The organism is Sinobacterium norvegicum, assembly GCF_923077115.1.
GTDB classification, from domain to species: Bacteria; Pseudomonadota; Gammaproteobacteria; order Pseudomonadales; family Sinobacteriaceae; genus Sinobacterium; species Sinobacterium norvegicum.
The window spans coordinates 1,046,336-1,063,142 of sequence record NZ_CAKLPX010000001.1 but is presented as its reverse complement, the minus strand read 5'-3'; the positions used below and the strand labels follow the sequence as shown (position 1 = coordinate 1,063,142).

Genomic DNA, 16,807 nt, shown 5'->3' with positions numbered 1-16,807 from the left:
TCCTCGAAAAAAAAGGGCGGTTAATACCGCCCTTTTTATCACATCATATGTTTAGAATTCAGCGCCAACCTTGAACCATGCGCGACGACCCATGGTGTCATAGACGCCAGGTGCTGTGTGCATGGTGAAGCCGCTGTGGTACTGCGGAGGCTCAACATCGGTGACGTTATCGACACCAACACTGAAGTCTAGGTTCTTGTAGTTGTAGCTGGCGTAGAGGTCGTGATAAAGCACAGACTCGGCAACAGCATCGGTGGTGATTGCTGCAGGGCGATAGATGTCTTCTGCCTCATCCATCCAACGCATGCTCCACTGTACAGACCAGCTGTCAGAGACCAGACCAACATTGGTGTTAACGCGGAACTCAGGGAACACATCTTCGGTGCCGGCAGTGCCGACATAATCGATGCTACCTAGCTCGCCGAAGTCTTTTTCATATTCACCCAACCAAGTACCAGACAGACCCATTTCCAGGGTATGAGCGCTGAGGAAGTTGATGTCCATGAAGTAATCAGTAGCGAAGTCGACACCGGATGTGGTCAGCGTACCGAGGTTGCCCAGCGGTGTTTCTGCATCCTGTGTCACACCAATGCTGGCATCATCGATGCCGGTATTGTTCGGTGCGCCATAGGCTGAGAAGAACGGTGAACAGGCCGGCGCTGAAAAGTTAGACGACTCAATACAGGCCAAAGACATGGCGTTGATGTCAGGCATTTCGATGTAAGAATCAACTTCGATATTGAAGTAGTCGACGCTCATGCGCAGGTTTTCAACAATCTCAGGTGTCCAGACCAGACCGAAGGTAAAGGTCTGAGACTCTTCAGGACCAAGGTCGTTGTTGGTGGTCGCAGTTTGACCGAGGGTAGACTGGTATTGAAAGCCCTGCTCATACATGCCGTCGTAGCCAAGTGCAGCACAGTTAGCTTTGGCAGTGTCGCTGATGTCGTTGCGAAGATCGGTGAATTCACACCAGTTTTCTGCCACGGGGAAATCAACAGACTGGGTTAACAGCTCAACGGTGTTTGGAGCACGGAAACCTGTCGAGACCACGCTGCGAGCGGAGAATTGTTCGTTGAACATCCAGTCCACACCGAAGCGGTAGCTGGTATTGTCACCGGCACTGGTATCGTAATCAGAGTAACGTACAGAGGCTTCAACATTGACCTGTTCGGCCAGTGGTAAACCAGAGATAACCGGGACTAAGAATTCAGCGTAGAATTCATCAACGGTTTGGTCACCTTTCAATGCATCGATCGCACCACCGGTGGTTAAACCGCCAGAAGAGAATTCATCGGGTTTAATTTCAGCGGAATCGGTCCGCGTTTCCATACCGAAAGCCCAGCCAATGTCGCCAGCAGGTAGGCCTGGCATATCGCCATTAATGTTGAAGGTAATCTGTTCTAGCTGGGTGTCATACTGGTCTTTCAGAGAGCCGGCTGACAGATAGGACATCTGTCCGCTGCTGATTGATCCGTAGTCGCCGAAGGGGTTGAGAACGCCGACAGCGGCACAGTCAGGATCGGCAGCACAGAGATCAGGATCGACTGCGGTAGCCCAGCGATCGAAGCGGCCATAGTTCTGTGTTTCATAAATTTCGCTGTTATCAGCAAAGACGTAGTTGAAGTCCCAGTTGATGCCGTTATCGAAGGCGCCTTCGAAGCCGACGTTCATGCGGAAAGTATCGACATTTTGGTTGAATACTCGACCACCGGATTCGACAAAGCGGCGGTTGATCTGTACGCCTTCGCCACTGATGCCCCAGTCGTTATTCGGGTTGTCACCAAATGGGTTATTAGGGTTTGAAGCCGGTACCCACTCGTTGGGGTTGCCGTTAAATTCAGTAACACTGAATGAGGCATCAGGTGCCAGACGCTGGGAAGAGGTGCGTTTGACGTAGCTTAATTCGGCGTGGGCGGTAATGGCGCCGAGGGGGCTTTGTTCAAAAATTAAATATTCACCTGAGCCGCTGAGGCCCCAGCGCTCGTTGGGAGTCATTAAGGCATTAACAGGCGCGTAGTTGTACGTGTCGCCGCCGTTGAAGGCGCGCGTCTTGCCGGTTTTGGCATCAACAATATACTTGCTGCCTGCCAGTGATGGATCCTGGGCAGCGATTTGATCGTTGATATCACCGCTGACAGTGATCTTACGGCTGTTTGACGAGCCCTGGTTGGTGTCTGTAAAGCTGCGAGTGGCAGAGTCGTATACTGGCCAGGTAGCATTCTCGCCCCACTTTCGACTTTCCTGGATTACTTCTTCTTGCTGGTGATACTCCAGGCCAATGGCAACACCACCTTTATCGTTAGTGGTTCCCATTAAGATGGAGAGATCTTTGTTCTTGCCGTCCAAGCCATCTTCACCAGCTGTATATGCACCGCCGCCACCGACAATCTTAACGCCGTCAAAAGTTCTGCGGGTAATGATGTTAACCACACCGGCAATTGCATCGGAGCCGTAAGCTGTTGAGGCACCGTCTTTCAGAACTTCAATACGTTCAACCATTGCCATTGGAATGGTATTCAGATCAACTGCGCCTAGGTCGTCGGGGCCGCCAACAAAGCTGCTGACCTGACGGCGACCGTTAATTAGCACTAACGTACGCTTATAGCCAAGGCCGCGTAGGTTGACCATTTTGCCGCCATTATTGCCGTTGTTGGTGCTATTGCCGAGGCTGGAGCCGGTGAATTCTGGTGTCTTCATCAGAAATTCATCAATGCTGCTGGCGCTTGATTTCGCCAGATCTTCGGCGCTGTATACCGCCATTGGGCTGGATGATGAAAATTCATCACGCGAGATACGAGAGCCGGTAACAATAACTTCTTCAGTGGCTTGGGGCTGCTGTGCGTGAGCGATACTCACCGGCAGTGTTAGGGTTGATAAAAATGCACCGCTCAGCGCTAGCTTGACAGCTTGCACCATAGGCTTTTGTAGATTCATTCCAAGGTTCCTCAATGGTTTAGTGTATTTCTTCAATACAGCGAGCTTATTTTTTAGCCCTCAAGCATAACCACGAAGAGCTCATCCTCTCCCTCAAATAAAAAATGGAAATAATGTTGAAATAATGAATACCCTGTCTGTTGTGAATTGATTACAGGGCTAATGTCTGCCTATTGATAGTCGATGAAATCGGCTTTGTAGGTTTGTTAGGGTGTAGGTTGGCGGCGAGCTAGCCAACGAGAGAAGAGGGTTCTTCTTGGTTGAATTCTGGACAAAAAAAACGGCCATCTGTTAATACAGATGACCGCTTTCGAGAGCAACCCGGGGGGGTGGGCTGAAGCTTATGCTTCTTGCTGTGGAGATATGATAGAGCGTATTGCCTCAAGGTCAAGAATAGTAATCTCTTTATTGTTCACTTCGAGAATATTATTCTTTTGGAAACGGCTGAATACACGGCTGACGGTCTCGACGGTAAGCCCTAAATAGTTACCAATATCGGTACGTGACATAGGTAGTCTGAAGGAGGTTGTCGACAGCTTGCGTGCTGCATTACGGTCTGAGATAGAGAGAATCAGAGCGCTGATGCGTTCTTCAGCGGTGTTCTTACTCAGCAATGTAATCAATTGTTGATCTTGGATGATCTCCTGACTCATCAATGAGAATAGGTGACGCTGCATCGATGGGAAGCGGGTGCTAAGGCTTTCAATATCATCGAAGGGGATCTCGCAGATGGCGGCAGTTTCGAGCGCCTTGGCAGAAATACTGTGTTTATTCTGGCTGATGCCGTCCATGCCAATTATTTCACCGGGGAAGTAAAAGCCGGTGACCTGCTCTTTGCCGTCGTCAGTGAGGCGGTAGGCCTTGACGAAGCCTGAGCGGATTGCGTAGATCGAGTTGAAGTTATCGTTTTCGCGGAAGACGTGGTCACCCTTACGCAGCGGTTTGTTGCGATGAACGACGGTATCTAGGGCGTCCAAATCAGGCTCTTGCACTGCGATAGGCAGACAAATAGCGTTAAGACGACAATTACCGCATTTTGTTTGGAAGGCGCTGCCACGACAGTTAAGTGCTGTTGTGGTGTTGTCACTGAGTTGTTCAGCCATGATTGATTGCATCCGGTCTCTCTCCCTAAGCAGTCTGTTGCACTCTGTTATGAGAGTGAAGACAGGTCTGCGTGCGTCAAATTTTACTGTTCCTGCTCAATGCAGGGGTCAATCTACTACAGGGTTTTTGAAAATCGAGTACCGTCACCAATGTTGAGGTACTCATCAAAAACCATACAAAGTTGCCGAAGAAACAGGCGGCCCTTATCGCTCACAACCAGCTGCTTGTCGCTTAAGCTAATCAAGCCATCGGCTTCGAACTCGAGCAACTGTGGCCACTGATTAGAGAACAATTGCTTGAGGTCAATGTCAAACTGCTGTTCGATGGCGACAATATCAAGTTCTAGCTGACAGGCTAGAGACATAATAATTTCTCTGTGTAGTGTATTTTTTACAGTAAGAGGGTACCCTTTTACAATAGGTAATTGACCTGTCTTTACAAGCTCGTAATACTTTGTTAAGTCCTTTTCGTTTTGGCTGTAAGTATCTGAAAGTGAGGTGATTGATGATACGCCAAGGCCGATTAAATCCGTTGCCAGGCAGGTCGAGTAGCCCTGGAAATTTCGTTGTAAACGTTTATTTTTTCTCGCCTTAGCCAGCTCATCGTCGGGTTTAACAAAATGATCCATGCCAATGTAGTCGTAACCCGCCTGATCGAGAGTGGTGCCAATGTGCGCCATGATTTCCAGTTTTTCCTGCGCAGTCGGTAACGTCAGGCGGTCGATAGAGCGCTGGGTCTTGAAGCGATCGGGTAGGTGGGCGTAATTGTAAATGGACAAGCGGTCGGGGTTCAGCTTGATAACGGTGGCCAGGGTTTCGCTGAACGAGCTGACCGACTGGTGGGGCAGACCGTAAATCAAATCGAAGCTAATCGAGTCGAATTTATTGTTGCGCAGAGTATCAATCAAGTCACTGACCATCTCGACGCTTTGTTCACGGTTGATAGCTTTTTGCACCGGTGGATGAAAGTCTTGTATGCCGAGACTGACGCGGTTGAAGCCCAGGCCTTTTAATAGCGCAATATAATCGTGGTCGATGGTGCGGGGGTCGAGTTCGATGGAATATTCCCGGCTATCACTGTCGCTTAAATTGAAGTGCCTCCCCAGCATTACCATCAATTCAGTCAGCTCGGCGGGGGCTAAAAATGTCGGTGTTCCGCCACCAAAGTGGAGCTGTGTCACAGGCCGTTTGCCATGGAGCTTGCCGCGCAGGGCTATTTCTTGCTCTAGATAGCCGAGGTATTCACGACTTTTACTTCGGTCGCGGGTGACTACCTTATTACAGGCACAGTAGTAGCAAATGTTTTCACAAAAAGGAATGTGAATATAGAGCGAAATGGGTGCGATATTATCGCTGTCTTGTTCGGCTATGCTCACATATTGCTGATGCTGGAATTGGCTGCCGAATAAATTGGCTGTTGGGTAAGAGGTATATCGAGGGCCGGAAACATCGTATTTCTTAATTAGCTCACTGTCCCAAGTCGGTGTGATATTGGTCTGTGTTTCGGGCATGGGTTATCGGCTCCAGCGATGAAAAATGAACAGTTTATTATCTATGTTGGTGAATAAATAGTAATGCGCTGCATCAAGCGAAGGGCTGAAAAGCAGCATGGGTATAGCAATATCAATTCATTACGTCTATCACCTCATCTATTCAGACGAGTTTACAGTATAAAGCCCACATATTTTACAAGGATTATATCTTCTGTTCATTTTTTATTGATCCATCGCAATAACCTTATTTATTAAAGGGTTAATAATGGCCCCATTAACAGTTGGTCATATTTGGATGATATAGGGAAAAATAATGAAGACACAAATGAATACACTTTTGGTTGCTGCCATTGCCGCCGTTTCTATTGCTCCGGCTGCTCAGGCGCTGGAAGCCGGTGACATTATTGTTCGCTTTGGTGCTGCAACCGTTGCGCCAAACGTAAGTAGTGGGGAGATCAAGCTTGATGGCGCGGCGGCGGGTTTGGGTAAGGCCAGCGTTAATAACGATACACAAATAGGCTTTTCTGGCACGTATATGTTCAGCTCTAAGTGGGGCGTGGAAGTCTTGGCGGCCACACCTTTCGAGCACGATTTAACCTTCGATGGCGGCGCCATGGCCGGAGCAGACATAGGTTCTGTAAAGCATTTACCGCCGACAGTCAGCGCTCAGTTTTATCCCATGGGCGACAGTAATAGTCCGTGGCAGCCCTATGTCGGCGTCGGTGTTAACTATACCGTCTTCTTTAGTGAGGATGTTGATAGCGGTTTAGATGCGGCCCTGGGTAATACGTCGATGGATCTAGATGATTCATTTGGTTTGGCGGCACAGGCGGGCTTGGATTACTACATCAGTGATAAATGGCTGGTAAATGCCTCGGTGATGTATGCCGATATCAGCACGACAGCAACCATTAAATCTGATGCTGGAGTGGTTAAGGTAAATGCTGACCTCGATCCTTGGGTTTATCGCCTAAACCTCGGTTACAAGTTCTAAAGTTTTGAGCACGGGTGTACTCAGCCGCTATTCGACAGAGTTTGAATAGCGGTTTTTTCGTTCTACCAATACCGAAAGGCAATATTGTCGAAGGCTTTTACAGGTTTTGGGTCTAGTGCAAAGCTGGTTGTTTAGTCAGAAGAGGCTATAACTTAGTGAGCACAGGTAAGCAGCCTGGAGCTGATCATCTAGGTCTTAGTGTTTTGGCCGCCCTATCGATAGCCCGATAGCGGCGGCTTTATTTTGCCCGTCAATTAATGCTGCATACTGCTGTGATCCATCGACTGATGATCCATTTTACTGTGGTCCATTTTACTGTGGTCCATTGTCCCGTGGTCCATACCACTATGATCCATCAGGGCGTGGGACAGGGTCAGGCCACCCATGGCAATAATGATTATGCCGGCGATGACTCGCAGCCATTTTTTCTGTAGCCAGTGTTTCACGGATTGAGCAAAAAAAGTGGTCGAGATCATCGCGGGGAGTGTGCCGAGGCCAAAGCAAAACATCAGCCAGGCTGACTGGCCGGCAGAGCCACTGCTCACGGCCCAAATGAGCGTGCTATACACCAAACCACAGGGCAGCCATCCCCAGAGCCCACCCAAGCATAATGCGGAAGTGTTACTGGTCACGGGTATAAACCGGCGTGTCAGCGGTTGTAGGCGGCGCCAGACGCCTTTACCGAGCTTCTCAACAACGGTCACCGTACTGTTGATGCCGGCCACATAAAGCCCCATGAGAACCAACAGTGCGGCGGCAACTATGCGCATAATATTGCTGATGGCGGTGAACTGATCACTGGCAAGGGCGCCAAACAGGCCGAAGATAAAGCCGATTAAGGCATAGCTCAGTATCCTGCCCAAGTTGAAAGAGACCGCCAGAGCCAAATTCTTGTTGACCTGTTGAGCGGGGTTGGCGAGCCCAAAGGCGCCGCTGATGCCTCCACACATGCCGATGCAGTGGCTGCTGCCAAAGAGTCCGAGGGCAAGTGCCGATAATGTACCAATTGTTTCAGGGTTCATTGCGGTGTTCCGTCATTATCGTTTTGCTGACTCGTCTTTGGTGGATTTTTTTGATCTTTCTTGTTGTCATCGAAAAGGATGCGCTGGCCCTCGCGATCCAAGTCCTCATATTGATCGCTGTCGACGGCCCAGAAAAAAGCCCAGGTACCGACGCCGGCAAAGCCAAGGGCGACGGGAATCAGAATATAAATACTTTCCATACAGCAACCTGTAAAAGTTAACGTTTGGTTTTTAAGAGACGCAGCGCGTTGCAGACAACAATCAGCGAGCTCAGCGACATGCCGATGGCGGCGATATAAGGCGGGATCAAGCCGGCGGCGGCAATGGGCACCGTGAGCACATTGTACCCCAAAGACCAGGCAAAGTTTTGACGAATAATACGCTTGGTTTCTGCGGCGGTGTCAAGTAACGCGGGCACCATGTCGAGTCTGTTGTTGAGCAGCATACAATCGGCGTTGGTACGGGCAAGATCTGCAGCCTGTGTCATGGCAATAGAGACATCGGCAGCGGCCAGTACCGGTACATCGTTAATACCATCACCGACCATAATGACATGTCGCCCCGCTGTCTGTTGCTGCTCAATATAGGCGAGTTTGTCGGCGGGGTTGGCGGCTCCAATGGCAAGTTTGATCGACAGTTGTTGAGCAATGCTGTGTACAGCATTAGAGGGATCTCCGGAGAGAATAATCACCTCTTTACCGAGACTCTGCAGCTGACTTACGGCGTCGATGGCCTCGGGGCGCAGATAATCATTGAGGGTGAAGACCCCCATGAACTGTTGCTCGCTGGCCAGGAAAATAAACTGGCTATCAGTATCATCTTGCTGCTGTTCAATCGCCTGTTCCAGGGCGTGTTTATCGAGGCAGAATTGTTCGACAAAATCCACGGTGCCGATACGATATACCGTGTTCTCAATCGTCGCCTGCAGCCCCTTGGCTGGGGTGATGATAACGTCGCTGGCCTTGCAGGTGAAAGCAATATCCTGAAACGCAAAAGCGATAGGATGGTTTGAATGGAATTCAATTGCCGCGGCGATGGCCAGCGCCTGTTGTTCGCCCTGCGGTGCATAGGTGGTTATGCGTTCAAGTCGCCCGCTGGTGAGAGTGCCTGTTTTATCGAAGATAACCAAGTCGCTGTTGTTAAGGCTCTCTAACACATGGGAGCGGCTGATCAATACGCCGCGTTCGCGTAGGCTGGCAGTGGCGGCGGTAATCGACGTTGGTGTTGCCAGGGAGAGTGCGCAGGGGCAGCTGACGACAAGGACGGATAGGGCGACCCAGAGCGCGTCATCTGGGGAGTATGAGAGCCAAAACAGATAGACTGCTGCACTGATGATTAATACCTGCAGTACAAACATGCTCGATAGCTTATCCGCCAGCTTGCCGATGGCTGGTTTTTGTTGTTGCGCCTGGTCGAGTAATCGATTAATTGTCGCCAGCTGTGAGGCGTCACCGATGGCCTCTACGGCAATGGTCAGATTGTTGTCGGTATTCATGCTGCCGGCGATCACTCGGTCACCCGCCGTCTTGTCTATGGGCAGGTATTCACCGCTAAAAGCAGACTCATCGACAGCGCTGGCACCTTGGGTAATGATGCCATCGGCGGGGATTTGTTCGCCGGGTTTGACCAAAATCGTTTGGCCGACTTCTAACTGTGCGATGGCTATCTGTTGGCTCTCGCCCTGGTCGTCAACAAGCCAGGCAAAGCCGGGCATCGAAGACTGCACCCCTTTGACGCTGCGACGGTTAAAGTGGCGGGCGCGCATCTCCAGGTAGCGGCCTAACAGCAGAAAGAAGGTGAACATGGACACCGAGTCGAAATAAACCTCGCCGGTGCCTTGGTATGTGGCCCAGCAGCTGGCCACGTAGGCCAGGCCAATCGCCAGGGCAACGGGGACGTCCATGCTGAGATGGCGTCCTTTAATTGAACGCCAGGCATTGGTGAAAAAAGGTTTGGCCGCGATAAAGACCACGACAGTGGCAACAATGGCGCTGACAAGGCGCAGAAAATCTCGTTGCTCGAGGCTGATGCCTTGTAAACTGCCTGCGTGCAGGGCAATGGCGTACATACCCACCTGCATCATACCAATCCCCGCAATCCCTAATCGGCGCAATGCGGTATTGTTTTCCTGCTTTAGCATCTGCTCTTCGCCGTCGTCGCTAAAGGGCGCAGGATGGTAACCAATGGCGGCTATTTTTTGGAAGATAACGCTCAGCGCAATCGTGTCGGGGTTAAAGTCGATGATCAACCGATGCTGGCTAAGGTTGACGATGGCCTTGTTAACACCCTGCAAACTGTTCAGTTGCTGTTCGATTAACCAAACACAGGCGGCACAGCTGATGCCGCCGATGCTGATACGGGCGGAGAGTAAGGCTGACTGGTCGACATGGGGAACGACAAAGCCCTGCTGAAATTCGGGCTGATCGAACAACGTATAACTATTGCCCTCGCCACTGTTAGCGACCTCAGCGTAGCTATCGCGATGTTGGTAATAATCGCCGAGCCCGTTATCGATAATAGTGGCGGCCACCGCCTGGCAGCCCGGGCAGCAAAATCGTTGAATCTGCTCATCGATAGGCAGTTTAAATCGACTGTTTTTAGGAACGGGGAGGCCACAGTGAAAGCAATCACCGTGGCCAGCAGTGGTGGCGGTTGTGGTGTGAGACAACAGCTTAGAGTGACCGGTCTATCAGGGTTGCAGAGTTTTCTTTGCTGAGATCAATCTCTCCCTTGATTAACCACATCGCCATGCTGTTTTGATCGATGCCTTCAATTGAGACATACCAGCGGAATGGGTCAATGGCGGTGGTGGTGCGGTAGACATTGTCGCCCCCTCGGGTGGCGATGACGGTAATATCTCTAGACACTTCAATTGGGTGTTGAAAAACAAGGGTGATGTTGGCCGGCGGTGTCGCCAGCCGCCCCTTGAGGCGGACCTCGATGCTATTGTCGATGACTAATAAATCGGCATTAATATCGAGTACGTCGGCGAGTTTTTCGGTGGTGATCTCTTCGTTGATTGCCAAGCCTTCTTTGTAGTAATTGGTTCTTACCATTTCAGGCTTATTAATAACGGCGGTATAGACCAGGTGGCTGCTGGCGATAACGGCAGTCGCAGGCAGAGCGATAATAAACCAGGGCCAGAACTGTTTGTACCAAGCCACGGTATCTTCATGTTTGCGTAAAACGGCCATGCTTATCTCCACTGAGGGCCGGTAAAGCGGCTCTCTTTGTCTTTGCTTACTGTTTGTTCGGCGTCGTCAACCACGGTAAAGGTGATATCCATACTCTGTTCGGTCAATTCTTTCGGGTCGATTTCAAGGCGAACGGGAATCGAGTAAACCTCGCCGCTGGCAACCGAGACCGTGTTTTCGCCAATGTATTTGATATTGTTAATACCGGCAACTGAAACCGTATAGCGGCCATCTTGCTGGCTCATATTCATCACTTTGATGGTGTAGCTGTTCTCGATCATTCCTTCATTGGTTTGGAAATACAGTCGAGAACGGTCGCGTTCGACATCAATATTAAGAGGGACACGGGTAATCAAGGTGACGGCAAACACGGAAACCATAATAGCAATGGCGGCAGCGTAAGCAATTAGACGAGGCCGTACAAGCTTCGTTTTCTTACCATTTAGAGAGTTTTCCGTGGTATAGCTAATCAGTCCGCGCTGGTAATTCATCTTGTCCATAATGGAGTCACAGGCGTCAATACACAGGGCACAGGTGATGCATTGATATTGCAGGCCGTGACGGATATCGATACCGGTGGGACAGACTTGAACACACAGTTTGCAGTCGACACAATCGCCCCGTTCTTTTTCCCCATCGACTAATGGCTGAGCGGTTTTAGTCCGTTTTCTGGCGCCGCGAGGCTCGCCCCGTTTTTCATCGTAGCTGACAACCAGTGTGTCGGAGTCGAACATGACGGCTTGGAAACGGGCATAGGGGCACATGTGCAGGCAAACCATTTCGCGCAGCCAGCCGGCATTTATATAAGTAGCCAAGGTGAAAAATAATACCCAAGCGTAACTCCATAAATCGGCAGTGCCGAGAAAGGTGTCTGGTATGAGCTGTTTAACCTCGGTGAAATAGCCGACAAAGGTGACGCCGGTAATAAAGGCAAAGCCAAGCCAAAGACCGTGCTTGGCAGTTTTTCGGGCTAGCTTGTTGGCACTCCATTGTTGTTTGTCGAGCTTGATACGCTGATTGCGAGAACCCTCTGTCAGCTCTTCAACCCACATGAAAATAGAGGTCCAGACAGTCTGCGGACAGGTGTAACCACACCAGACCCGGCCGGCAAAGACGGTGACGGCAAATAAGACGAAGGCGGCAATGATGAGCAGCCAGCCCAACATGAAGAAATCCTGCGGCCAAAAGGTAATGCCGAGTACGTGAAACTGGCGGGCGGGCAGGTCAAACAATACGGCTTGGCGGCCATCCCAGTTCATCCAAGGGATAAAGAAGAAGGCAATCAACAGCGGCCAGCCGGTATAGACGCGGAGTTTTTGAAAGAAGCCCTCAATGGCGCGAGTATAGATTTTTTCCCCGCGATTATAGGTCTCAAAGGGGTCGATATCTGCAGGGTCAACTTCGATTGCAGATATTTTCTCTGGCTTGGACATAGACAATACCTTTTATTACCAATACAGGTAGATGTTCGACAGCTCAATTTGGCTAAAGTTTACCATGCTGTAACCTTAAGAAACAAAAAAAAACCCTGCGATTGCAGGGTTTTTTTTTGTCTTAGCTGACCAGTGTTTTACATCGACAAACTGTAGACATAACCGGATAGAAGGTGGATCTTGTCTTCGTTCAACAGGTCTTTTTGAGCGGGCATGTGGCCGTTACGGCCATAGCGTAGCGTCTGTTTAATCTGAGCTTCGCTGCCGCCATACAACCAGATGTTGTCGGTCAGGTTCGGTGCCCCAAAGAGCTTGTTACCGGTGCCTTCAGCAGTGTGACAAAGCGCACAATTGGCCTGAAAGAGGTCGGCGCCGGCAGCGGCTTTATCGCCGTTAACATCGCGACCATTTAGGCTCATTACATATTGGGTAACCTGATCGATACCCTCGTCTCCGAGTTGTCCCCATGCTGGCATAGCGCCCTGGCGACCGTTGGTCAGTGTGGTCTTGATCTCATCCGGTGAGCCACCGTATAGCCATACACCGTCGGTGAGGTTAGGGAAGCCGTGGTTACCGCGGGCATCACCACCATGGCAAAGAGCACAGTTGTCGGCAAATAAGCGCTGACCCATGCGATTGGCTTCAGGATCCTTGGCTACTTCTTCGACAGACATCTCGGCGAAGCGGGCGTAAATAGGGCCGTATTTCTCTTCAGCCTTGGCCACTTCGTTTTCGTACTGGCCAACCTGAGTCCAGCCTAATACACCTTTCCAGTTACCGAGACCGGGGTAGGCGATAAGATAGCCGATGGCAAAAATGATGGTGGCAACATACATCACCACCCACCAGCTTGGCAGCGGGTTGTCATATTCTTGAATGCCGTCATAGCTGTGGCTTGTCGGCTTGCCCAGGGTTTCAGGGTCATCTTTATTACAAAGATAAAGAATAACTGAAATTAGGACGATAGTGATAATGGTGAGAATGCTTATCCATCCACTCCAAAAACTTGGCATTTCCATTTTTTATTCCTCGCTTATATCGGGTGCTCAATGTAATGAGCACCCTTTTATGCAGCGTTATTTATTTTTAAATTCGTCAGCAAACGGTGACTGTGCAGCGTTATCAAATTTCTCTTTTGAGCGACCGCTATAGGCCCATAGGCAGACGCCAATAAAGGCGATAAGAGCTAGGGCTGTTGCGACACCGCGCCAATCGTTAATATCCATTGTGCTGTACCTCTTAAATAAATGTTTAGCGCTTGTGCTTGAGTAGGAGACCGAGGTGCTGAAGGTATTCAATCAGCGCATCAATTTCTTTCTTACCGCGGACCGCTTCTTTAGCACCTTCAATATCCTCGTCGGTGTACGGAACACCGACAAAGCGAAGTGCGCGCATTTTTTGAGCGGTGTAGCGACCGTCAAGTGCCTGATCAAACAACCATGGGAAGGCCGGCATATTGGAGTCGGGCACAACATCGCGCGGGTTGTACAGGTGTGCACGGTGCCAATCATCACTGTAGCGACCGCCAACGCGAGCCAGGTCAGGCCCCGTCCGCTTTGAGCCCCAAAGGAAGGGGTGGTCGTAAACTGATTCACCGGCTACAGAGTAGTGACCATAACGCTCAGTTTCGGAGCGGAATGGGCGAATCATCTGCGAGTGACAAACAGAGCAACCTTCGCGGATGTAAATGTCGCGGCCTTCAAGCTGCATGGCCGTGTAAGGCTTCAACCCTTTAATCGGCTGAGTGGTCTCTTTCAGGAAGAAGTGAGGAACCACTTCTACCAGGAAACCAAAGCTGATGGCGACAACAGTCAATACCATGAAGATTGGTAGATTACGTTCAACTATATCGTGACTTTTCATTCATCTGCTCCTTAAGCCGGTAATTCGCATTTTTCCAGCTTGGCTTGCTGGGCAGTTTTATAAAGGTTGTAAGCCATGAGTAACATACCGGCGAAGAACATGACGCCGCCGATAAGGCGAACAACATAGCCGTCGTGGCTGGCTGCAACAGATTCAACAAAGCTGTAGGTCAGCGTGCCGTCTTCGTTGTAAGCGCGCCACATCAGTCCCTGCATGATGCCGTTTACCCACATTGCTGCGATGTATAAAACGGTACCGAGGGTGGCCAACCAGAAGTGCAGGTTGATCATTGCGGTGCTGTACATTTCTTTACGACCAAACATAATCGGAATCAAGTGGTAGATGGCACCGATAGAGACCATTGCTACCCAGCCCAAGGCACCGGAGTGTACGTGACCGATAGTCCAGTCAGTATAGTGAGACAGGGCGTTAACTGTTTTGATTGCCATCATCGGGCCTTCGAAGGTAGACATACCGTAGAAAGACAGGGAAACAACCAAGAAGCGAAGAATGGGATCTGTACGCAGCTTATGCCAGGCGCCGGAGAGGGTCATGATGCCGTTGATCATACCACCCCAAGATGGTGCTAATAGAATCAGTGACATCACCATACCCAGGCTTTGAGCCCAGTCTGGAAGAGCAGTGTAGTGTAGGTGGTGAGGGCCGGCCCAGATGTAGATCGCAACCAGTGACCAGAAGTGGACAATGGATAGACGATAAGAGTAGACGGGGCGTTCTGCCTGCTTCGGTACAAAGTAGTACATGATGCCGAGGAAGCCGGCGGTTAGGAAGAAGCCTACGGCGTTGTGGCCATACCACCACTGTACCATCGCATCCATGGCGCCAGAGTATGCAGAGTAAGACTTAAAGAGGTTGACCGGAACGGCGGCACTGTTGATCACGTGCAAAATGGCAACGGTCAGAATAAAGCCACCAAAGAACCAGTTGGCGACGTAAATATGTGAGGTCTTACGCTTGGCAATTGTGCCAAAGAATACATAAGCGTATGCCACCCATACGATGGTGATCAGAATGTCGATCGGCCATTCAAGCTCGGCATATTCTTTGCTGCTGGTCATGCCCAGTGGCAGGGTGATGGCGGCAAGGACGATGACGAGGTTCCAGCCCCAGAAAATAAAGCCGGGAAGGACTTCAGAACATAAACGCACCTGACAGGTACGCTGCACAACGTAAAACGATGTAGCAAAAAGAGCGCTACCGCCAAATGCGAAGATAACCGCATTGGTGTGTAGAGGGCGTAGACGACCGAAGTGTAAATACTGGTTAAGGTTAAGCTCGGGGTAGGCTAGTTGCGCGGCGATAACAACGCCGACTAGCATACCGACTATGCCCCAGATAACGGTCATAACAGTAAACTGACGAACAACCTTGTAGTTGTAGTCAGGAGTTTCCATTGTGGTTGTGCTCATATTGTGCCTTCCAAAGTATGAGACTCAGTTTTTTATCATATCTGCATGAAGTTCATGACAGTTGACACCAAAAAACGCAAAGCCAAGTTAGCCGATGTGTTTTCAACAAAGCTATTCTAAATTAACTACTTGAAACTACTTTGATCTCAGTCAATTGAACTAGGTAATAGCCCTGGTTCAATTGTGGTTACTGCGTAAGCGGTTTTGCAGAAGCATCTGTTGATTGACACAGTCTTTCGAGCCATTTGCGGCGGCGTATTCTAACAAAGAGCCTGTGATAAAAGAACTGATAATTTCGGCAATTACTTATCTTTGGCCGGATTCAACGATTTAAACCGACAAGTTGTATGCAAGCGCTAAGATTGACTATTTTTTAGTCTAGTCATTAACTTAACTGCCGGCCAGTTTTACCTTATAGCCATCTTTCTCAAGGGCTGCCTTGAGTTTATCGCGTTGATCAGTCTGCATTTCGATGGCGAAATTCTTGACGCTGCCGCCACAGCCGCACTGCTGTTTTAGCTTCTTGGCGATCTTCTTGAGGCCATCATCATTGAGCGCTATACCGCTGATAATCGAAACGCCCTTGCCTTTGCGTCCTTTGGTCTCACGGCTGATGCGAACAATGCCATCGCTGTCGGCCACGGTGTTGTTTTTGCACTGGCAATTGTCAATGCTAAATTCGCACTTGGGGCAGTGCTTACCGCTGTCGGTTGAGAAGACGAGGCGAGAATTTTTTTTACTCATGGGTGTATGCTCAAAGGTTGCGAAGATATTGCTGATGCCAGTCATGAGCTTCAACAAGTTGGTGCTGATTAAAAATTTTGATCTGATGCTGTTGCAAAAGCTCGGCGGTGACGCCGCGCTCATTGGTCGTGCTGTGATTGAACTGGCCATTATAAATCTGTTGACTGCCGCAGGATGGACTGCGTTCAGTCAAAATGGCCATTACGACATGGTGTTGTTGGGCAAATGCCAGTGTTTTTTCGGCGCCGGCAATGAAGGCCTCGGTAACATCGCTGCCAGTGTGGGTCATGATTCGGCTGCTGCCTGCCAGTACGCTGGCACCACTGCCTGCTTGAATCTCTGCTGCCGCTCTCGGGGTATCGAGTCCGCCGCTGACCTCGGGGCATATCGATATGAGGTAGTCCTGTCGTCGCCATTGTTCGATGATTGGGTGCTGCTGTAATAAATCGGTGCCGTTATAGCGCACAGGGCGGCCTAACAAGCAGGCGCTGAATAGAATAGTGTGCTTGTGGGCGTTGATTGGCATACGGGCCCCAGATAAATCGGCGCAGTGGCGCTGTTTGTGCTCAGGATGCTGTATTATCCGTATTGTTTTAA

The 16,807-nt window shown here is 50.1% G+C and carries 15 protein-coding genes; 1 reads left to right on the top strand and 14 read right to left on the bottom strand.

The window, feature by feature from the left end:
- Nucleotides 1–51: 51 nt before the first annotated feature.
- The 3 genes from L9P87_RS04660 to hemN all read right to left on the bottom strand — a co-directional run bounded on the left by L9P87_RS04660 (nt 52) and on the right by hemN (nt 5,548).
- The gene (locus tag L9P87_RS04660; RefSeq protein WP_237443505.1) at nt 52–2,934 is read right to left on the bottom strand and encodes a TonB-dependent receptor plug domain-containing protein; all 2,883 of its coding nucleotides are present in this window, start codon (nt 2,932–2,934) and stop codon (nt 52–54) included.
- A gap of 341 nt (nt 2,935–3,275) precedes the next feature.
- Nucleotides 3,276–4,037: a fumarate/nitrate reduction transcriptional regulator Fnr gene (gene fnr, locus L9P87_RS04655; RefSeq protein ID WP_435531795.1), complete on the bottom strand. Its 762-nt coding sequence runs from the start codon at nt 4,035–4,037 to the stop codon at nt 3,276–3,278.
- Between the two features lie 116 nt (nt 4,038–4,153).
- Nucleotides 4,154–5,548 carry an oxygen-independent coproporphyrinogen III oxidase gene (gene hemN, locus L9P87_RS04650; protein ID WP_237443503.1) on the bottom strand — a complete coding sequence of 465 codons (1,395 nt, stop codon included), beginning with the start codon at nt 5,546–5,548 and terminating at the stop codon, nt 4,154–4,156.
- 295 nt (nt 5,549–5,843) lie between these two features.
- On the opposite strand from hemN, the gene L9P87_RS04645 reads away from it, so the two are divergent.
- On the top strand, nt 5,844–6,524 hold the full coding sequence (locus tag L9P87_RS04645) for an OmpW/AlkL family protein (RefSeq protein WP_237443502.1): 681 nt from the start codon (nt 5,844–5,846) through the stop codon (nt 6,522–6,524).
- A gap of 254 nt (nt 6,525–6,778) precedes the next feature.
- On the opposite strand, the gene L9P87_RS04640 is transcribed toward L9P87_RS04645, so the two are convergent.
- The 11 genes from L9P87_RS04640 to L9P87_RS04590 all read right to left on the bottom strand — a co-directional run bounded on the left by L9P87_RS04640 (nt 6,779) and on the right by L9P87_RS04590 (nt 16,736).
- Nucleotides 6,779–7,546 carry a sulfite exporter TauE/SafE family protein gene (locus L9P87_RS04640; protein ID WP_290368479.1) on the bottom strand — a complete coding sequence of 256 codons (768 nt, stop codon included), beginning with the start codon at nt 7,544–7,546 and terminating at the stop codon, nt 6,779–6,781.
- On the bottom strand, nt 7,543–7,746 hold the full coding sequence (gene ccoS, locus L9P87_RS04635; RefSeq protein ID WP_237443501.1) for a cbb3-type cytochrome oxidase assembly protein CcoS: 204 nt from the start codon (nt 7,744–7,746) through the stop codon (nt 7,543–7,545). Before ccoS ends, L9P87_RS04640 begins: the two co-directional genes overlap by 4 nt.
- Before the next feature lie 17 nt (nt 7,747–7,763).
- Nucleotides 7,764–10,214 (bottom strand): heavy metal translocating P-type ATPase, encoded by a 2,451-nt coding sequence (locus tag L9P87_RS04630; RefSeq protein ID WP_237443500.1) that lies wholly within the window; start codon nt 10,212–10,214, stop codon nt 7,764–7,766.
- 4 nt (nt 10,215–10,218) lie between these two features.
- Nucleotides 10,219–10,740 carry a FixH family protein gene (locus L9P87_RS04625; RefSeq protein WP_237443499.1) on the bottom strand — a complete coding sequence of 174 codons (522 nt, stop codon included), beginning with the start codon at nt 10,738–10,740 and terminating at the stop codon, nt 10,219–10,221.
- A 2-nt stretch (nt 10,741–10,742) separates the two neighbouring features.
- Nucleotides 10,743–12,173: a cytochrome c oxidase accessory protein CcoG gene (gene ccoG / locus L9P87_RS04620; protein ID WP_237443498.1), complete on the bottom strand. Its 1,431-nt coding sequence runs from the start codon at nt 12,171–12,173 to the stop codon at nt 10,743–10,745.
- Between the two features lie 137 nt (nt 12,174–12,310).
- Entirely contained in the window at nt 12,311–13,192 is an 882-nt protein-coding gene (ccoP, locus tag L9P87_RS04615) for a cytochrome-c oxidase, cbb3-type subunit III (protein ID WP_354001881.1), read from the bottom strand.
- Between the two features lie 57 nt (nt 13,193–13,249).
- On the bottom strand, nt 13,250–13,399 hold the full coding sequence (locus L9P87_RS04610; protein WP_237443497.1) for a cbb3-type cytochrome oxidase subunit 3: 150 nt from the start codon (nt 13,397–13,399) through the stop codon (nt 13,250–13,252).
- A 25-nt stretch (nt 13,400–13,424) separates the two neighbouring features.
- Complete coding sequence (gene ccoO, locus L9P87_RS04605) at nt 13,425–14,036, bottom strand: cytochrome-c oxidase, cbb3-type subunit II (RefSeq protein WP_237443496.1); 612 nt, start codon at nt 14,034–14,036, stop codon at nt 13,425–13,427.
- A gap of 11 nt (nt 14,037–14,047) precedes the next feature.
- Nucleotides 14,048–15,466 (bottom strand): cytochrome-c oxidase, cbb3-type subunit I, encoded by a 1,419-nt coding sequence (gene ccoN / locus L9P87_RS04600; protein ID WP_237443495.1) that lies wholly within the window; start codon nt 15,464–15,466, stop codon nt 14,048–14,050.
- A gap of 390 nt (nt 15,467–15,856) precedes the next feature.
- A complete protein-coding gene (locus L9P87_RS04595; protein WP_237443494.1) occupies nt 15,857–16,210 on the bottom strand; it encodes a translation initiation factor Sui1 in 354 nt (117 codons plus the stop codon).
- Nucleotides 16,211–16,220: 10 nt separating this feature from the next.
- Complete coding sequence (locus L9P87_RS04590) at nt 16,221–16,736, bottom strand: 2-thiouracil desulfurase family protein (protein ID WP_237443493.1); 516 nt, start codon at nt 16,734–16,736, stop codon at nt 16,221–16,223.
- Nucleotides 16,737–16,807 lie beyond the last annotated feature (71 nt).